We start from the raw sequence: 18,695 nt of genomic DNA, 5'->3' as shown, positions 1-18,695 counted from the left end.
GCTCGGTCTCGCCGCGGATGCCGCGGGCCGGTCGGCCCGGCCAGGCCAGGGACGACCGGCCCACGATAGGCCGCGGGCGCGGACCCGGTTCGGGACCGGTCACACACGTCCCACGCGCACCCAGCAGGGGTGGCAGCCGGCATCACGCGGCACACCGGGGGAGCACCGCCGCAGGCACCCGGACGGACGGGATCAGGGAACGCGGGTCGGCGGATCCAACCGGGACGGTTCGTCGTCCTCCACCGATTCCTGCGCGGCCCGGCGCGCGCGCCGCCGGTCCACGACCCGGGCGAACTGGATGGCGCCCTCGAACAGCACGCACATCGGCAGCGCGAGCACCACCATCGTGACCGGGTCGGGTGGCGTCGCGAGCGCCGCGAAGACCAGCGACAGGAAGAAGATCCACTGCCGCGCGCCGGCCATCGCACGGTGCGACAGCGCCCCCGCCAGGTTCAGGCACACCGCGAGCAGTGGTAGCTGCAGGGCGAGGCTGAAGGCCAGCAGCAGGGTGGTGACGTACCGCAGGTAGTCCTGGGCGGTCAGTGCGACGATGACGTCCGAACCGGCCATCGTGAGCAGGAATCGCAGCCCTGTCTCGAGCACCAGGTAGGCCAGCACCGTCCCGACGGCGAACAGCGTGGACGCCGCCACGACGAAACCGGCCGCCGCGCGCTTCTCGTTCCGGCGCATGCCCGGGGCGAGGAAACGCCACAGCTGGCCCAGCCACACCGGCGCGGCGAGGACGACCCCGGCGACGAGGCTGATCTTGAGGCGGACGAGCGCACCGCCGAAGACATCGGTCACCAACAGTCCGCACCCGCCCGATGCGTCCGTGTACCGCAGCTGCGGCGGGAGGTCGCAGTAGGGAGCGCGGACGAGCTCGCCGAGCCCGTGCTCGTACCACCAGAACGCCAGCGCGGTGGCGATGGCCACGGCCACCAGCGCCAGCGCCACGCGACGGCGCAGCTCCCGCAGGTGCGCGGTCAGGGGCATCGTCGCCGAGGCGTCCCGGCGTGGGGTGGTCGCGCTCCTCACCGGATGCACCCGGTGTCGTCCGCCATGTGCCGGTCCGTCCCCTCGTCGAGCCCGGCCGGCGGCTGCCGACGGGCGCTCACCGGATCCCGCCGGTCCGGGTCGCGGAGGCAGGACCGGCGGTTGCGTGACGCATCGATCCGATGCTGAACGGGACGGCCGGGCGACGGCCGCTCGGGGGCGGCGAGGTGAGTCACGGGCGCGCGTCCTCGGCGGCTGCCCTCCGGCGACGGACCACCAGCACCAGGGCGACGGCGAGGACGACGAGCAGGATCGCGCCACCCCACGCGAAGTCGCGCAGCAGGGCTTCGGCGGCCTCGCCCAGCAGGTAGACGACTGCGGTCGTGACTCCCGCCCAGACGAATGCGCCGGTCCAGTTCGCCAGGGCGAAGGTCCGGTAGGGCATGCCCAGGGAGCCCGCCAGCGGGCCCGACAGGATGCGCAGCAGGGCCATGAACCGGCCGAAGAAGACCGCCCATACGCCGTAGCGCTGCATCAGCCGCACGGCCGACTCCACCCGCTCGGGCCCCAGGTGCCTGGGGGAGCGGCGGGCGAGGAAGGCGAACAGACGGTGCCCGTGGCGACGTCCGACGAGGTAGCCGATCGAGTCACCGACGGCCGCTCCGAGGGCTGCGGACACGGCGACCAGGACCGGCGAGACGACGTCCTGCCCGGCCAGCAGCGCTGCTGCCACCAGCAGGGTCTCGCCGGGGAGCGGGATCCCGATGCTCTCGACCCCGACGACGAGGCCGAGCGTGAGGTAGACGGCGAGCGGGGGACGTCGAGGAGCCAGTCGATCATCCGATACCCAGGGCGGCCGACATCTCCGCGCGCAGCTGGTCCAGCTCGTCGGCGCCGCGGCCGCGGGCGGCGATCAGGCCGGCGTCGTCGTGCACGGGGACGACCGTCTCCAGGTAGGCCTTCAGCTTCGGCTCGGTGCCGCTGGGCCGCACGATCACCCGCACCCCGTCACCGAGCAGCCGGACCGCGTCCACCGGCGGCGACCCCTCGGCGAGATCGGCGAACTCCACCGGCCGGCCCAGCAGGGTGGCCGGTGGCGCCGAGCGCAGCCGCGCCATCGCCCCGGAGATGACCGAGAGGTCCTCCACCCGCACCGACAGCTGCCCGGTGACGAACAGGCCGTGCTCGGTGGCCAGCTCGTCCAGCCGGTCCAGGACGGTCCGCCCGTCGGCCTTGAGCTCCGCCGCCAGCAGAGCGACGGCGAGCGCGGCGGAGATGCCGTCCTTGTCCCGCACCACCGACGGCGCCACCGAGTAACCCAGCGCCTCCTCGTACCCGTACACCAGCGGCGCCGCCTCCGACCCGGCCCGCATGATCCACTTGAACCCGGTCGGCGTCTCCTCCGACGGGGCGCCGTGCGCCTCGGCGACGGCGTGCATCAGCGAGCCGCTCACCAGCGATGACGCGTACGTGCCGCGCACGCCGCGGCGCAGCAGCCAGTCGGCGAGCAGCGCACCCACCTCGTCACCGGTCAGCTGCCGCCCGCCGCACACCACCGAGCAGCGGTCGGCGTCGGGGTCCTCGGCGATCGCCACGTCGGCGCCCACCCGCTCGGCCAGCGCCAGCAGCAGGTCCACCGCCCCGGGCTCCTCCGGGTTGGGGAAGGAGACGGTCGGGAACGCGGGGTCGGGGGCGTCCTGCTCCGCCACGCTCACCGGCGCCGGCAGCCCCGCGGCGGCGAACACCGCACGCGTCGTCCCCGCACCCACGCCGTGCATCGCCGTGTAGGCCACGGTCAGTGCCGTGCGCAGTTCCGCCGGCACCCGGCCGGGGTCGACCGCCCGGGCGACGGCGTCGACGTAGTCGGTCTCGATGCCGTCGTCGAGGGTCACCCAGTCGTCGGACCGGGGCACGTCGCGGGCCGGTCCGACCGCGCCGATCGCGGCCTCGATCTCCCGGTCGGCCGGCGGCACCAGCTGCGCACCGTCACCGAGGTAGACCTTGTAGCCGTTGTCGTCGGGCGGGTTGTGGCTGGCGGTCACCATGATCCCGGCCGCGCACCCCAGGTGGCGGACGGCGAAGGCCAGCACCGGCGTCGGCAGCGGGCGGGGCATGACCTGCACGGCGAAGCCCGCCCCGGCCAGCACCTCGGCGGAGATGCGGGCGAACTCGTCGGACCGGCGGCGTGCGTCGAACCCGATCACCACGCCGCCGCCCGCGTGCCCGGACGCCGTCAGCCAGGAGGCCAGCCCCGCGGCAGCACGGGTGACGACGGCGGCGTTCATCCCGGCCGGCCCGGCGCGCAGCGGTCCGCGCAGCCCCGCCGTCCCGAAGGTCAGCGGACCGGCGAAGCGGCGGGCCAGCTCGGCGGTGTCGCCGGCGTCGACCAGCGCCGTGATCTCGGCGCGGTCGCCCTCGTGCGGGTCCGCCTCGGCCCAGGCGCGTGCGGTGTCGAGCAGGTCCTGCGTCATCCCGTGAAGTTCTCCGCGTCGAAGTCGGCGGTCGTGTACTCGCCCCCGACCCGGTGGTGCACCGGATCGGCGGGGTCGGGCTCGCCGTGGGCGCCGATCAGCGCCCCGGCGTACCGCTCGGCGTCGTCGGTGGACCGGTAGCCCAGGGCCTCCGCGGCGGAGAGGTCCCACCAGCGGCGGGTGTTGTCGGAGACCCCCCACACCACGCGGAACCCCGGCGACGGCGCGGTGAGCGCGGCCTCGACCAGGGCGACGGTGTCGGCGGGGGAGAGCCAGGTGGAGAGCTGGCGGGTCGTGGTCGGCTCGGCGAAGGCGCTGCCGATCCGCAGGCAGACGACGTCGAGGCCGTAGCGGTCCACGTACAGCGAGCCCAGGGCCTCCATCGCCACCTTCGAGACGCCGTAGTACGTGTCCGGACGCGGCGGCGCGTCCTCCTCGCGGAGCAGGCCGTCGGCCGGACGCTCGGTGTACCCGGACGCGTGGTTGCTGCTGGCCAGCACCACGCGCTGGACCCCGGCCTGCCGGGCCGCCTCGAGCGCGCAGTAGGTGCCCTCGATGTTGGCGTGCGCGATCGCCGCCCACGTCGACTCGCCCGAGATGCCTGCGAGGTGGACGACGGCCGACGCGCCGCGGGCGGCGTCGGTCGTCGCCGCCAGGTCGGTGACGTCGGCGACGAGGTGCTCCTCGCCCGGGCGCGGCTCGGGCACCGGCACGACGTCGAGGCTGCGCACCGCCCAGCCGCGCTCGGGCAGCCCGCCGCGCAGGACCGTGCCGATCCGGCCGGCGGCCCCCGTCACGAGGACCGGCCCGGTCACGGGAGCCGCTCGATGAGCTGCACCAGGAACTGCCCCAGCCGCCCGGCGGCGGCCTTGCCCGCCGCGAGGACCTCCTCGTGGTTCAGCGCCTCGCCGGTGATGCCGGCCGCGGCGTTGGTGACCATCGACAGGCCGAACACCTCGACCCCCGCGGCGCGGGCGGCGATGGCCTCCAGCGCGGTGGACATGCCGACCAGGTCCGCGCCGAGGGTGCGCAGCATGCGGATCTCGGCCGGCGTCTCGAAGTGCGGGCCGGGCAGCTGGGCGTAGACGCCCTCGACCAGTGACGGGTCCAGCTCCCGGGCCAGGGCGCGGAGCCGGCCGGAGTAGAGGTCGGTGAGGTCGACGAAGTTCGCGCCGACCAGCGGCGACCGGGCGGTCAGGTTCAGGTGGTCGGAGATGACCACCGCCTGGCCCACCCGGTGCTCGGGGGCCAGCCCGCCGGCGGCGTTGGTCAGGACGATCGTCCGCACGCCCGCGGCCGCGGCGGTGCGCACACCGTGGACGACCGGTTCCACCCCGCGCCCCTCGTAGTAGTGGGTGCGGCCCAGGAACAGCAGCACCCTGCGCTCGCCCACCCGGACCGAGCGGATCTCGCCGCCGTGCCCGACGACGGTCGGGGCCGCGAAACCGGGCAGGTCGCCGATGGCCACCGATCCGGCGGTCTCGCCGAACGCGTCGGCCGCCGGTGCCCAACCCGAGCCCATGACGACGGCGACGTCGTGCGGACCCCCGAGCGCGGTGGTCAGGGCGTCGGCTGCCTGCGCGGCCAGGGCGGTGGGATCGGTCGCGGGGTGCTCGCTCACGCAGGGACGCTAACGCAACCGGCGCAGGCGACGTGCTGGAGCGGCCTGCCTGCAGGGCCCCGGCCGGTCCGGGGGGAGGGGGTCGTCGCTCCGCCGCCGGGTGGGGAGGCGCGTGCGTCCTTAGACTTCCGGAGGTGGAGATCCCTTTCCGTAGCTCGGAACGCGCCAGCCTCGGGGTGGAGTGGGAGCTGCAGCTCGTCGACCGGGAGACCCGTGAGCTCTCCTCCGGCGCCAACGAGGTCCTGGAGGCGCTTCGTCCCGACGGGGCCGACGAGCACCCCAAGGCCAAGCACGAGCTGCTGCAGTCGACCGTCGAGATCATCACCGGCGTCTGCACCACGGTGAGCGAGGCGAAGGCCGACCTCGCCGGCACCCTCGCCGAGGTGGTCGCCCAGGCCGACCGGCGGGGGCTGGGCGTGCTGTGCGCCGGCACCCACCCCTTCACCGACTGGCAGTCCCAGGAGATCTCGCCCAAGGAGCGCTACCAGCAGCTGGTCGAGCGCATGCAGTGGCTGGCCCGCCGCATGCAGATCTTCGGCGTCCACGTGCACGTCGGCGTCCGCGCCCCGGAGAAGGTCATCCCGATCGTCAACGCGCTGTGCCAGTACGTGCCGCACTTCCTGGCGCTGTCGTCGTCCTCGCCGTTCTGGGTCGGCTGCGACACCGGCCTGGCCTCGGCCCGGACCAAGGTCTTCGAGGGCATGCCGACCGCGGGGCTGCCCTTCCAGCTCGACGGCTGGGGCGAGTTCGAGGAGTACATGGAGACGCTGATCTCCACGAAGAGCATCGAGAGCGTCCGCGAGGTGTGGTGGGACATCCGCCCGCACCCCGACTTCGGCACCGTCGAGCTGCGCATCTGCGACGGCCTCCCGACCCTCGACGAGGTCGGCGCCGTCGCCGCGCTCGCGCAGTGCCTGGTCGAGCAGTTCGACACCCAGCTCGACCGCGGCTACACCCTGCCCCGCCCCGAGGAGTGGGTGGTCCGCGAGAACAAGTGGCGGGCGTCCCGGTACGGCCTGGACGCCGAGATCGTCGTCGACGAGCAGTACGCGGTCCGGCCGGTGCGCGAGGCCATCGCCGAGCTGGTGGAGGAGCTGATGCCCACCGCGAGGCGCCTGGAGTGCGAGGCCGAGCTGGCCGACGTGCTGCGCATCCTGGAGGTCGGCGCCTCCTACCAGCGGCAGCGGGCCGTGGCCCTGGAGCACGACGGCGAGCTGGTCCCCGTCGTCGACAGCCTGCTCGCCGAACTGCGCGACGGCCTGCCGGCGAGCGGTCCGGTGGGGCGCCCCGACGGCCCGGTGCCCGGGCCGGCCGAGTGCGCGGACGGGCACGCGGCGTGACCCCCGTCGTGGAGAAGCTGGGTGCCGCGGTCGACGAGTGGACCACCGCCAACGCGCCCGCGCTGTCGGCCACCCGGCGACACCTGCACGCCCACCCCGAACTCGGCTACGCGGAGTTCGAGACCACCTCCTTCCTCGAGGAGCGGCTGCGCCACCACGGGCTCACCCCGCGCCGGCTGCCCACCGGCACGGGGCTCACCGTCGACGTCGGAACGGGCGAGGGCCCGGTCGTCGTGCTGCGCGCCGACATCGACGCGCTGCCCCTGAAGGACCTCAAGGACGTCCCGTACGCCTCCACCCGCGAGGGGCTGGCCCACGCCTGCGGCCACGACGTGCACACCACGGTGGTGCTCGGCGTGGCCATCGCGCTCGCGTCGCTGGACGGCATCCCCGGCACGGTCCGCTGCGTCTTCCAGCCCGCCGAGGAGACCGTGCCCGGCGGCGCCACGGAGGTCGTCGCCTCCGGCGTCCTCGACGGGGCGTCCCGCGCCTTCGCCCTGCACTGCGACCCGTCGATCCCGGCCGGGAAGGTCGGCCTGCGCACGGGTCCGATCACCGCCGCCTGCGACCGGATGGACATCACGCTCACCGGGCCCGGCGGGCACACCGCCCGCCCGCAGCTCACCGTCGACCTGGTCGACGCCCTCGGCCGGCTGATCACCGACCTGCCCTCGCTGCTCTCCCGGCAGGTCGATCCCCGGGCGGGGATGTCGCTGGTCTGGGGCGCGGTGAACGCCGGGGTCGCGGCCAACGCCATCCCGCAGCGCGGCACGCTCCGCGGCACGGTCCGGGTGCTCGACCGGGAGGCCTGGAAGGACGCGGAGGACCTGCTGCGCTCCCTGGTGGAGCGGGTCGTCGCCACGACCGGCGCGCAGGTCGACGTGGACTACATCCGCGGTGTGCCACCGGTGGTGAACGACCCGCGGGCGGTCGCCCTGCTGCGCACGGCGGCGCTGGGCACCGTGGGCGCCGACAGCCTGGTCCTGTCGCCGCAGAGCATGGGCGGGGAGGACTTCGGCTGGTTCGCCGACGTCATGCCGATCGCGCTGGCCCGGCTGGGCACCCACGGCGGCGGCGCCCCGCTCGACCTGCACCGGGGCACCTTCGACGTCGACGAGCGGGCCCTCGGCGTCGGCGTGCGGCTGCTCGCCCGCACGGCGCTGCTGGCACTGGAGGCCGACGCCGAGCCCGCGGCGACCGGCGTCCAGGCACCCCCTCGCACGCGCCGACCCGCGCCCGGAGACACTTCTGCCCGACGAGCCCTGGACGAGAGGCGGGAACCCGAGGATGAGTTCCACCGACCAGCAGACCAGCAGCGGTCCGGGAAGCGCACCGGCTGACGCCGACGTGCCGGCCGAGCACGCGGTCCCCGACGACCTGGTGCTCGCGGGCGACTTCGACGCGGTGACCCGCGAGCAGTGGCGCGAACTGGTCGCCGGCGTGCTGCGCAAGGCCGGCCGCGAGGACCTCCCCGACCCGGTCGAGGACGCGTTGCGCCGCCCGGTGGCCCCGGGTGTGACGGTGGCGCCGCTCTACACCGCCGAAGACGCCGGCGACCTCCCCGCGGGCGTCGGGGTGCCGGGCCTGCCGCCGTTCGTTCGCGGAGCCCGCCCCGCCGGCGGGCCGGCCGGGTCGACCGAGGTCACCGCGTCCGGCGGCGCCGAGGGTGGCGCGTCCGGCGGGTGGGACATCCGGCAGCGGCACGCCCACCCCGACGTCGCCGTCACCCGGGAGGCGATCGCCGCCGACCTGGAGAACGGCGTCACCTCGCTGTGGCTGGTCGTGGGCGAGGGCGCCGTTCCCGTCGACTCCCTCGGCGACGTCCTCTCCGACGTCTACCTGGACCTGGCACCGGTGAGCGTGCAGGGTGGACCGGCCGCTGCCGCGGCCTTCCTCGACCTCGTCGAGGGCCGCACGGACCTCGCGCCCGGCGGCTCACTGGGCCTCGACCCGCTCGGGGTGCACGCCGCCTCGGGCGAGGAGCAGGACCTCTCCGGGCTGGCCGACGTCGCCCGCCGCGCCGCGGCCCATCCCGGCCTGCGCGCGATCGTCGTCGACGGCACGGTCTTCCACGACGCCGGCGCCTCGGTGGTCGAGGAGCTCGGCTGCTCGCTGGCCGCCGGGGTGGCCTACCTCCGGGCGCTGACCGACGGCGGGCTGGGCGTCGACGACGCGATCGCCCAGCTCGAGTTCCGCTACGCCGCCTCGGCCGACCAGTTCACGACCATCGCCGCACTCCGCGCCGCCCGGCGGCTGTGGGACCGGGTCGGCGAGGTCAGCGGCGCCTCGCCCGCGGCGCGCGCACAGCGCCAGCACGCGGTCACCTCCTCGGTGATGACGACGAAGCGCGACCCGTGGGTCAACATGCTCCGCACCACCGTGGCCTGCTTCGCCGCCGGGGTCGGCGGCGCGGACGTCGTCACCGTGCAGCCGTTCGACGCCGCGCTCGGGCTGCCCGACGCCTTCTCCCGCCGGATCGCGCGGAACACGCAGAACCTGCTCGTGGAGGAGGGGCACCTCGGCCGGGTGCTCGACCCCGCCGGTGGGTCCTGGTACGTGGAGTCGCTCACCGACGAGCTGGCTCGGGCGGCCTGGGCCTGGTTCACCGAGATCGAGCGGGCCGGCGGGCTGGCGGCGGCGCTCTCCTCGGGGCTCGTCCGTGACCGGATCGCGCAGGCGTGGGACGCGCGCGCGAAGCGGCTGGCGACGCGGGCGGACGCGATCACCGGCGTCAGCGAGTTCCCCAACCTCACCGAGAAGCTGCCCGAGCGCCGGCCGGCCGCCGAGGTGCTGCCGGCCACCGGCGGGCTGCCCCGGGTGCGGGCCGCTCAGGAGTTCGAGGAGCTGCGCGACGCCGCCGACGCGGTGGCGTCGGCGGGTGGGGAGCGGCCCGCCGTCTACCTCGCCACGCTCGGCCCGATCGCCCGGCACACCGCGCGCGCCACGTTCGCGGCGAACCTGTTCCAGGCCGGTGGGCTCGCCACGCCGGCCGCCGACGGGGCATCGGGCCTGGCGGAGGCGGGCACCACCGTGGCCTGCATCTGCGGCACCGACAAGGACTACGCCGAGACCGCGGCCTCGCTGGCCGGGGAGCTCAAGCAGGCCGGCGCCACGCAGGTGTGGCTGGCCGGCAAGCCCGATCTGGCCGTCGACGGCGTCGACGGGTACGTCTTCGCCGGATGCGACGCCCTCGCGGCGCTCCGGACGGTCCACGAGCAGCTGGAGGTCCGAGCATGAGTGCGATCCCCGACTTCGGCGACGTCGAGCTGGGCACCCCGTCGGCGGGCACCTCGGCGGACGACTGGGCCAAGGCCTTCGAGGAGGCGACCGGGCGCGGCGTGGCGGAGGCGACCTGGGAGACCCCCGAGGGCATCGCCGTCCCGCCGCTGTACACCCCCGCCGACCTGGGGGGCCTGGACTTCCTGGAGACCCTGCCCGGGCTGCCGCCGTTCCTGCGCGGCCCCTACCCGACGATGTACACGACGCAGCCGTGGACGGTCCGCCAGTACGCGGGCTTCTCCACCGCGGCGGAGTCCAACGCGTTCTACCGGCGCAACCTCGCCGCCGGGCAGAAGGGCCTGTCGATCGCCTTCGACCTGCCCACCCACCGCGGCTACGACTCCGACCACCCGCGCGTGGTCGGTGACGTGGGCATGGCCGGCGTCGCGATCGACTCGATCCTGGACATGCGCCAGCTGTTCGACGGCATCCCGCTGGACAAGATGAGCGTCTCGATGACGATGAACGGCGCCGTGCTGCCGGTGCTCGCGCTCTACATCGTCGCGGCCGAGGAGCAGGGCGTGGCGCCGGGGCAGCTGACCGGCACCATCCAGAACGACATCCTCAAAGAGTTCATGGTGCGGAACACCTACATCTACCCGCCCAAGCCCTCGATGCAGATCATCAGCGACATCTTCTCCTTCACCTCGAAGGAGATGCCGCGGTTCAACTCCATCTCGATCTCCGGCTACCACATCCAGGAGGCCGGGGCGACGGCCGATCTGGAGCTGGCCTACACCCTCGCCGACGGCGTGGAGTACCTGAAGGCCGGCCAGGCCGCCGGGATGGACGTCGACGCGTTCGCGCCGCGGTTGAGCTTCTTCTGGGCCATCGGCATGAACTTCTTCATGGAGGTGGCGAAGCTCCGGGCCGGGCGCCTGCTGTGGGCGAAGCTGGTGAAGGAGGCCGGCGCGACGAACCCCAAGTCGCTCTCGCTGCGCACCCACTCGCAGACCTCGGGCTGGTCGCTCACCGCGCAGGACGTCTACAACAACGTCGTCCGCACCTGCCTGGAGGCGATGGCCGCGACCCAGGGCCACACCCAGTCGCTGCACACCAACGCCCTGGACGAGGCGCTCGCGCTGCCCACCGACTTTTCCGCGCGCATCGCGCGCAACACCCAGCTGATGCTGCAGCAGGAGTCGGGGACCACCCGCGTCGTCGACCCGTGGGGCGGCTCGGCCTACGTCGAGAAGCTCACCTACGACCTGGCCCGCCGCGCCTGGGCGCACATCCAGGAGGTCGCCGAGCACGGCGGCATGGCGCAGGCCATCGACGACGGCATCCCGAAGCTGCGCATCGAGGAGGCCGCCGCCCGCACCCAGGCGCGGATCGACTCCGGTCGCCAGCCGGTCATTGGCGTGAACAAGTACCGGGTCGACGCCGACGAGGCGATCGAGGTCCTCAAGGTCGACAACGCCGACGTGCTCGCCCAGCAGAAGGCCAAGCTCGAGCAGCTGCGTGCCGACCGCGACGGCCGCGCCGTGACCGAGGCGCTGGGCCGGCTCACCGATGCCGCCCGCGCCGCCGCCGAGGGGCGCCGGGGCAACGACCTCGGGACCAACCTGCTCAAGCTCGCCGTGGACGCCGCGCGGGCCAAGGCGACCGTCGGGGAGATCTCCGACGCGCTGGAGGCCGTCTACGGCCGGCACGCCGGCCAGGTGCGCACCATCTCCGGCGTCTACCGCGACGAGGCAGGAGCATCCGGGCCCATGGAGGAGACGCGCCGGCTGGCCGAGGAGTTCGCCGAGGCCGAGGGCCGCCGGCCGCGCATCCTGGTGGCGAAGATGGGCCAGGACGGGCACGACCGCGGGCAGAAGGTCATCGCGACCGCCTTCGCCGACCTCGGCTTCGACGTCGACGTCGGCCCGCTGTTCCAGACCCCCGACGAGGTCGCCCGGCAGGCGGTGGAGGCCGACGTCCACGTCGTCGGCGTCTCGTCGCTGGCCGCCGGTCACCTCACGCTGGTGCCCGCGCTGCGCGACGCGTTGGCCGCGCTCGGCGCGGACGACGTGCTGATCGTCGTGGGCGGGGTCATCCCGCCCGACGACGTGCCGGCGCTCCGGGAGATGGGCGCCGCCGCGGTCTTCCCGCCCGGCACGGTCATCGCCGAGGCGGCGCAGGAGCTGCTGCGGACGCTGTCCTCGCGTCTCGGCCACTGATGGCGAGAGAGGTCGACGTCCCGGCCCTCGTCGAGGGGGTGCTGGCCGGGGACCGCCGGGTGGTGGCGCGCGCCATCACCCTGGTCGAGAGCCGGCGGGCCGACCACCGGGAGAAGGCGCAGGAGCTGCTCGTCGAGCTGCTGCCGCACGCCGGGGGAGCGCGCCGCGTGGGCATCAGCGGCGTGCCCGGCGTGGGCAAGTCGACCTTCATCGACCAGCTCGGGGTGGACCTCACGGCCGGCGGGTCGAAGGTCGCCGTGCTCGCCGTCGACCCGTCGTCGGCCCGCTCGGGCGGCTCGATCCTGGGCGACAAGACCCGCATGGCCCGGCTGGCGGTGGACGAGCACGCGTTCATCCGGCCCTCGCCCACCTCCGGCACGCTCGGCGGGGTCGCGCAGGCCACCCGCGAGTCGATGGTCGTCGTCGAGGCGGCGGGCTACGACGTCGTCCTGGTGGAGACCGTCGGTGTCGGGCAGTCGGAGATCACCGTCGCCGAGATGGTCGACTCGTTCCTCTTCCTGACCATCGCGCGCACCGGCGACCAGTTGCAGGGCATCAAGCGGGGCATCCTCGAGATCGCCGACGTCATCGCCGTCAACAAGGCCGACGGACCGGCGGCGGCCGACGCCCGGAAGGCCGCGCGCGAGCTGTCGCAGGCCATCCGGCTGCTGCGCGGGCGCGGCTCCGGCTGGGACGTGCCGGTGCTCACCTGCGCCGGCCTCACCGGCGAGGGGCTCGACGAGGTGTGGGCCAAGCTGGTCGAGCACCAGGAGCGGGCCAAGGTCTCGGGGGAGTTCGACGCGCGCCGGCGGGCCCAGCAGGTCCGCTGGACCTGGCAGCTGGTGCGCGACGGGCTGGAGCACTCGCTCCGGGCCCACCCCGGCGTGCGCGCCGCCGTCCCCGACCTGGAGCGGGCGGTGCTCGCCGGCGAGCTCACCCCGGCCCTGGCCGCGCGGCGGATCCTGGACACCTTCCGCACCGCCTGAGCAGGCGGCCCGGCGGAGCGGGCGGGTCAGAAGATGGAACGGCACTCGCGGGCGCGCAGCTCGCGGACGTAGTCGTCGGGTGCGCCGGTGGCCTCCGCCGCGTCGGCGATCGCCCCAGGCGGCGCGCCGAAGGCAGCCCGCCCTCGAACGCGTCGAGCACGTAGACGTAGGCGACGACATCGCCATCGAGGTGTGCCCCCGGCGGTAGAGGCCCGAGTCGGCGCCCTCCCAGGCGTCGAGCGCCCTCTCGTCGGCCTCGGTCAGGTCGTAGAGGGCGACGAACACGCCGGCCGTCTCCTCGCCCGGGCCGTCGTCCGCGGGCACCAGGGTTCCCAGGGCACCCTCCCAGCCCAGCTCTTCGCCGCCGAACGTCAGCCGCCAGCCGCGGATCCAGCCGGTGCCGGTGTGCGGGGACGACGGTACCGGCGCAGCATCTGGGCCGGCTCCATGTTCGACCCGTAGGCGGCGTAGAGGTCCATCCGGACGCGCCTAACCAGCCGATCCGCCCGGCCGGGAGCGGGCGGTGACGCCGAGCCGGGCCGCACCGGGGACAATGGCGGCGACGGACCGACCGGCAACGGAAGATGGACCCATGACCCGCATCGTCATCATCGGTGGTGGCCCGGCCGGCTACGAGGCTGCGCTGGTTGCCGCGCAGCTCGGCGCGCAGGTCACCGTGATCGAGCGCGACGGCATCGGCGGGGCCAGCGTGCTCACCGACTGCGTGCCCTCCAAGGCCCTCATCGCGGCAGCCGGCGCCATGACGTCGGTGCGCGACTCCGCCGTCCTCGGCGTGCACGGCGCGGAGCTCGCCACCGTGAGCCTGGACCTGCCCGCGGCCAACCAGCGGGTGAAGAACCTGTCGATGGCCCAGTCGGCCGACATCCACGCCCGGCTCGAGGCCGAAGGCGTCCGGATCGTCGCCGGGCAGGGCCGGCTCGCCGATGACGAACCCGGTCTGGCCGCCCACGAGGTCGAGGTCCTCGACCGGAACGGCAGGGTCGTGGACACGGTCGAGGGCGACGTGGTCCTCATCGCCACCGGCGCCGACCCTCGGGTGCTGCCCGGTGCGGAGCCCGACGGCGAGCGGATCCTGGACTGGCGCGACGTCTACGACCTCCAGGAGCCGCCGGAGCACCTGGTCGTCGTCGGGTCGGGCGTCACCGGGGCCGAGTTCGCCTCTGGCTACCTGGAGGCCGGCGTGCCGGTGACCCTCGTCTCCTCCCGCGACCGGGTGCTCCCGGGGGAGGACTCCGACGCCGCCGAGGTGCTCGAGCAGGTCTTCCAGTCCCGCGGCGGCCGCCTCGAGCGCGGCCGGGCCGCCGGCGTGCGGCGCACCGAGAAGGGCATCGCCGTCGAGCTCACCGACGGGCGCTGCGTCGAGGCCTCGCACGCGCTCATGACCGTCGGCACCGTGCCCAACACCGCCGGCCTCGGGCTCGAGCGGGCCGGCGTGCAGGTGACCGAGGCCGGGCACGTCGTCGTCGACCGGGTCTCCCGCACCTCGGTACCGGGCATCTACGCCGCCGGTGACGTCACCGGCGTCTTCCAGCTGGCCTCCGTGGCCGCCATGCAGGGCCGGATCGCGATGTGGCACGCGCTGGGCGAGGCCGTGGCGCCGATCAAGCTCAAGACGGTGGCCGCCAACGTCTTCACCCACCCCGAGATCGCTACCGTCGGCGTGCAGGAGAAGTCGCTCGCCGAGAACGCCGACGTCGAGGCGGTGCGGCTGCCGCTGGCGACCAACGCGCGGGCCAAGATGAGCGACCTGCACGACGGCTTCGTGAAGCTGTTCGCCCGGCGTTCCACCGGGGTGATCGTCGGCGGGGTCGTCGTCTCGCCGGGGGCATCGGAGCTCGTCCTGCCGATCGCCCTGGCCGTGACCAAGGGGCTCACCGTCGACGACCTCGCGCAGACCTTCGCGATCTACCCGTCGCTGTCGGGTTCCATCACCGAGGCCGGGCGCCGTCTCATGGGGGCCGACGACCTGGCCTGAGCCGGTGCCCTGGGGGACCCGGGGCACCTGCGGCGGGTGTGGCGGGAGTTCGGCTCAACATCCGGCGATCCGTGCCGATCCGGCGCGCGGCCGCCGATTCAGGAGTCGATGTCTCCTGACCACGACCTCCGCCGCGGCCGCCGCTCCTCCCGCCTCCTCGGGCTGGCCGGCGCCCTGCTCGTCGCCGCCCTCGGCGCCGTGGCCGCGCCGGCCGTCGCCGCTGCCGACAGCGGCACGACCACCCTCGTCGGTGAGCTCGTGCACGTGTGGGCGGAGGGCCAGGAGGGCCACCACGGCGGGGGGGCCGACGACGGCACGCGGCTGAGCTGGGTCGCCACCGCCCAGGGCGCGGTCCGCGTCCCCGCCGACCAGGTCGCCGGGGTGCCGGCGGGCGCCACCGTGGCGCTCACCGTGGGGGGCGCGGTCGAGGACCAGGCCAGCGCGGACGGCCACGAGCCCGCCCGCACCGTGCTGGAGAGCGACGTCCTCGCCCCGCCCCCGGCGACGGCGCCCGAACCGCTGCCCGCGCCGCGGGGCGGCCTGACCAACGAGGTCACGGTCGTGCTGGTGGCGCCGGCCGGGACCACGCCCGACGGGACACGGCTCCGCGACGTCGTCACGACGGTCGACGGACCGGTGTCCCGCTTCTGGGCCGAGCAGACCGGTGGCGCCGTGACCCTCGGCGTCACCGCTCGGCACGACTGGCTGAGCACGACCGCCGGCTGCGCGAACCCGGAGGCGCTCTGGGACGAGGTCGCCCGGAAGGTCGGGTTCGTCGGTGGCCCCGGCAAGCACCTGCTGCTCCGGCTCAGCGGCGAGACCGCAACGCAGCCGGCATGCTCGTACGCCCTCGCCCAGGTCGGTGCGTCCCCCGCATCCGGCGGGCGGCTCTACGTGCGCGACAACGGGGCCGCGGTCATCGCCCACGAGCTCGGGCACAACTTCGGCCTCGGCCACTCCTCGGCGGCGCAGTGCGACGGCGCGGTGGAGGAGGGGGTCTGCCGCACCGCCGGGTACCGCGACTTCTACGACGTCATGGGCGCCTCCTGGGCCCAGCTCGGCTCGCTCAACGCCGTCCAGGCCGCCGCGCTGGGCGTCCTCCCGGCCGCGGCGCAGCGCACCGTCGCCGTGGGTGACGCGGCGACGTCCGTGACGCTCGCCCCGTGGGCCGGGGGAGCGGGGCCGCGTGCCCTCCGGCTGGTCGATGCCGAGGGCGTGAGCTACTGGGTGGAGTTCCGCGCCGCGACCGGCCGGGACCGCTGGCTGGCCGGCCGGGACAACGTGTACCGCCTGGACGCCGGGGTGCTGGTGCGGCGGGCCGGCCAGTTCCCCGACACGTCCCTGCTCCTGGACGGGACGCCCAGCCCGGCCGACCGTTGGGAGGGCGACCTGCAGTCCGCCCTCCCGGTGGGGACGGCCGTGGCCCTCTCCGGGGGAGACCTCACGATCACGGTGCGGCAGGTGGGCGACGACGGCGCGGTGCTGGACGTCGTGCCGGGTCCCCGCCCCGCTGGCGGCGCCGCCGGGCCGGCGGCGGACCTGCCCCAGGGGACGACGATGCCGGCGGAGGCCGCGGATGCCGCGGACGCCGCGGACGCGGTCGCCACCACGCCGCGGGCGGGCACGCCCCCGGTGGCCGCGCCGCAGCCCGCCGTCGCACCGGCCCCGGAGGCCTTCTGGGCGCCCGAGGTCCGGATCCCCTCGTCGACCCGGCCGACCGCCCTGGACCCGGTGGCCGACGCCTCCGATTCGCCCGCCGCGCTGTCGCTGCCCCTCGTCGCCGCTGTCGCCGCCGTGCTGCTGGCCGCGACGCTGCTGCTCGTGCGCACCCTCCGGCGCGCCCCGCGGCGTCGCTGACCCGCGTCGCGGGGCGCGCCGGCGGTCCGGGACCCGGTCACCTGGACGGGGACGGGAGCGCGACCCCGCTTCAGAACGGGGGGTGGGCTGCCGATGACAGCTCGACTGCCCCTCGACGAGGAGAGAGCCTTGTCCTCCGCTGCCCGCTCGTGGTTCCCACGGCTGCTCGCCCCGGCCGCTGCGGCCGTCGTCCTCGGTCCGCTGCTGGTGGCCCTCCCCGCCGTCGCGGCGGAGGGGTCCACCGACACCGTCGTGGGCGAGCTCGTCCGCGCCTGGGCGGACCCCGAGCACGTCGAGCCGGCGTCGGGGCTGACCGATCCGCACGCCGAGTACGGCGAGGACGGGCTGCTGAGCTGGATCGAGGTGCCGGACGGCGGATCGGTCCGCGTCCCCACCGGGGACCTGGCCCACCTCGACGTGGGGACGACCGTCGCGGTCACGGTGGGGGAGCACATCGCCGACGAGGCGACCGTGGAGCACGGGCTGGAACCCGCTCGCGAGGTCGTCGGGACCGAGGTGCTGGCCGCCGCCACCGCCCCTGCGGAGACGGTCGTGCCCACCCATGCGGTCACCGTCGTGATGGTCCAGCCGGCGGGCGCGCCGCGGGACAGCCGGCAGCTGGCCGACGTCGTCGCCGCCGTCGACGGACCGGTGCGGCAGTTCTGGCACGAGCAGAGCAACGGCGCCGTCACCGTCGCGGTGACCGGCAGCCGCGACTGGATCAGCACGACGGCGGGCTGCAGCGCGCCGCTGGACATGTGGAGGCAGGCGGCCGCAGCGATCGGCTGGACCACCGGTGCCGGGAAGCACCTCCTGCTCTACGTCCCACGCGGCACGGCGAACTGCTCCTACGGTCTCGGCACGGTGGGCTCGGGCCTGGGCTCGGGTGGATACGCGTACGTGCAGGACACGGCGACGTCGGTGATGGCCCACGAGCTCGGGCACAACTTCGGCCTCGGCCACGCGTCGGCGCGCCAGTGCGACGCGACCCCCGAGGCAGCCCCCTGCCGCACGGTCGCCTACCACGACCTGTACGACGTCATGGGCGCCTCGTGGCACCAGGTGGGCAGCCTCAACGCCCCGCACGCCGCACGGTTGAGGTTCCTGCCGTCGTCGGCCGCGCAGGTGGTGCCCGCCTCCGGCAGCGGCGGCACGTTCACGCTCACCCCGATGGGCGGCCGCAGCGGACTCCGGGTGCTGGCGCTGGACACCGGGAGCGGCCGCTACTGGGTCGAGTACCGCGCCGCGGTCGGGCGGGACGCCTGGCTCGCCGACCCCGCGGCGAACTTCGACCTCCGCCCCGGGGTCCTGGTCCGCGTCGACGGACCAGGGCCGACCAGCGACACCTCGCTGTTGCTGGACGCCACGCCGACGGCGCAGTCCTCGTGGGACCAGGACCAGCAGACGGTGCTGACGCCCGGCGGATCGATCACGCTGGGCGGCGGCTTCACTGTCGGCCTGACGGAGGCCACGGACTCGGGCGCGACGGTCACCGTCTGGACGGCCGCCGACGGACCGGTCGGCGAGGGGCCCATCACGACCAAGCACCAGTCGCTCGGCGGGTCGGCCGGCCGGCTCGGCGAGCCGACCAGCGCCGTGCGCTGCGGGCTGCGCGACGGCGGCTGTCTGCAGCACTTCCAGGGTGGGTCGATCTACTGGACGCCGTTCGCCGGTGCCCGGGCGATCGACGGTGACATCCGTACGCGGTGGGGGCAGCTGGGCTGGGAGCTGGGGCGCTACGGCTATCCGGTGGCCGATGCCCGCTGTGGGCTGCGCGACGGTGGGTGTCTGCAGCACTTCCAGGGTGGGTCGATCTACTGGACGCCGTTCGCCGGTGCCCGGGCGATCGACGGTGACATCCGTACGCGGTGGGGGCAGCTGGGCTGGGAGCTGGGGTACTACGGCTATCCGGTGGCCGATGCCCGCTGTGGGCTGCGCGACGGTGGGTGTCTGCAGCACTTCCAGGGTGGGTCGATCTACTGGACGCCGT

Annotated in this window: 13 protein-coding genes; 8 read left to right on the top strand and 5 right to left on the bottom strand. The window is 74.9% G+C overall.

Annotated elements, in window-relative coordinates; genetic code table 11:
• Positions 1–192: 192 nt before the first annotated feature.
• The 5 genes from tatC to ACI79K_RS17180 form a co-directional block, all read right to left on the bottom strand.
• A complete protein-coding gene (tatC, locus tag ACI79K_RS17200; RefSeq protein WP_456590650.1) occupies positions 193–1,035 on the bottom strand; it encodes a twin-arginine translocase subunit TatC in 843 nt (280 codons plus the stop codon).
• Positions 1,036–1,225: 190 nt separating this feature from the next.
• Complete coding sequence (locus ACI79K_RS17195; RefSeq protein WP_456600314.1) at positions 1,226–1,753, bottom strand: DedA family protein; 528 nt, start codon at positions 1,751–1,753, stop codon at positions 1,226–1,228.
• Positions 1,754–1,829: 76 nt separating this feature from the next.
• Positions 1,830–3,464, bottom strand: coding sequence for a phospho-sugar mutase (locus ACI79K_RS17190; protein WP_456600295.1), 1,635 nt, complete (start codon positions 3,462–3,464; stop codon positions 1,830–1,832).
• Positions 3,461–4,279, bottom strand: a complete 819-nt coding sequence (locus ACI79K_RS17185; RefSeq protein ID WP_456600294.1) for an NAD-dependent epimerase/dehydratase family protein — start codon at positions 4,277–4,279, stop codon at positions 3,461–3,463. The genes ACI79K_RS17190 and ACI79K_RS17185 overlap by 4 nt, the downstream gene beginning before the upstream one ends.
• Entirely contained in the window at positions 4,276–5,085 is an 810-nt protein-coding gene (locus ACI79K_RS17180) for a purine-nucleoside phosphorylase (RefSeq protein ID WP_456590647.1), read from the bottom strand. Before ACI79K_RS17180 ends, ACI79K_RS17185 begins: the two co-directional genes overlap by 4 nt.
• 134 nt (positions 5,086–5,219) lie before the next feature.
• Between ACI79K_RS17180 and ACI79K_RS17175 the strand changes: the two genes are divergently transcribed.
• From ACI79K_RS17175 to ACI79K_RS17140, 8 genes are all read left to right on the top strand, one after another.
• Positions 5,220–6,425: a glutamate--cysteine ligase gene (locus ACI79K_RS17175; RefSeq protein WP_456590646.1), complete on the top strand. Its 1,206-nt coding sequence runs from the start codon at positions 5,220–5,222 to the stop codon at positions 6,423–6,425.
• Complete coding sequence (locus ACI79K_RS17170; protein ID WP_456590645.1) at positions 6,422–7,765, top strand: amidohydrolase; 1,344 nt, start codon at positions 6,422–6,424, stop codon at positions 7,763–7,765. Before ACI79K_RS17175 ends, ACI79K_RS17170 begins: the two co-directional genes overlap by 4 nt.
• On the top strand, positions 7,713–9,662 hold the full coding sequence (locus ACI79K_RS17165) for a methylmalonyl-CoA mutase subunit beta (protein WP_456600293.1): 1,950 nt from the start codon (positions 7,713–7,715) through the stop codon (positions 9,660–9,662). The genes ACI79K_RS17170 and ACI79K_RS17165 overlap by 53 nt, the downstream gene beginning before the upstream one ends.
• Entirely contained in the window at positions 9,659–11,866 is a 2,208-nt protein-coding gene (gene scpA / locus ACI79K_RS17160; protein WP_456600292.1) for a methylmalonyl-CoA mutase, read from the top strand. Before ACI79K_RS17165 ends, scpA begins: the two co-directional genes overlap by 4 nt.
• The gene (gene meaB / locus ACI79K_RS17155; RefSeq protein ID WP_456590642.1) at positions 11,866–12,852 is read left to right on the top strand and encodes a methylmalonyl Co-A mutase-associated GTPase MeaB; all 987 of its coding nucleotides are present in this window, start codon (positions 11,866–11,868) and stop codon (positions 12,850–12,852) included. Before scpA ends, meaB begins: the two co-directional genes overlap by 1 nt.
• Before the next feature lie 592 nt (positions 12,853–13,444).
• Positions 13,445–14,848 (top strand): NAD(P)H-quinone dehydrogenase, encoded by a 1,404-nt coding sequence (locus ACI79K_RS17150; RefSeq protein WP_456600291.1) that lies wholly within the window; start codon positions 13,445–13,447, stop codon positions 14,846–14,848.
• A 108-nt stretch (positions 14,849–14,956) separates the two neighbouring features.
• Positions 14,957–16,705: a reprolysin-like metallopeptidase gene (locus tag ACI79K_RS17145; RefSeq protein WP_456590640.1), complete on the top strand. Its 1,749-nt coding sequence runs from the start codon at positions 14,957–14,959 to the stop codon at positions 16,703–16,705.
• A 129-nt stretch (positions 16,706–16,834) separates the two neighbouring features.
• On the top strand, positions 16,835–18,695 hold a 1,861-nt coding region (locus ACI79K_RS17140), incomplete at its 3' end, for a reprolysin-like metallopeptidase (RefSeq protein WP_456600290.1).

The organism is Blastococcus sp. SYSU DS0616, from assembly GCF_054051015.1.
This window is presented reverse-complemented; position numbering and strand designations above follow the sequence as displayed.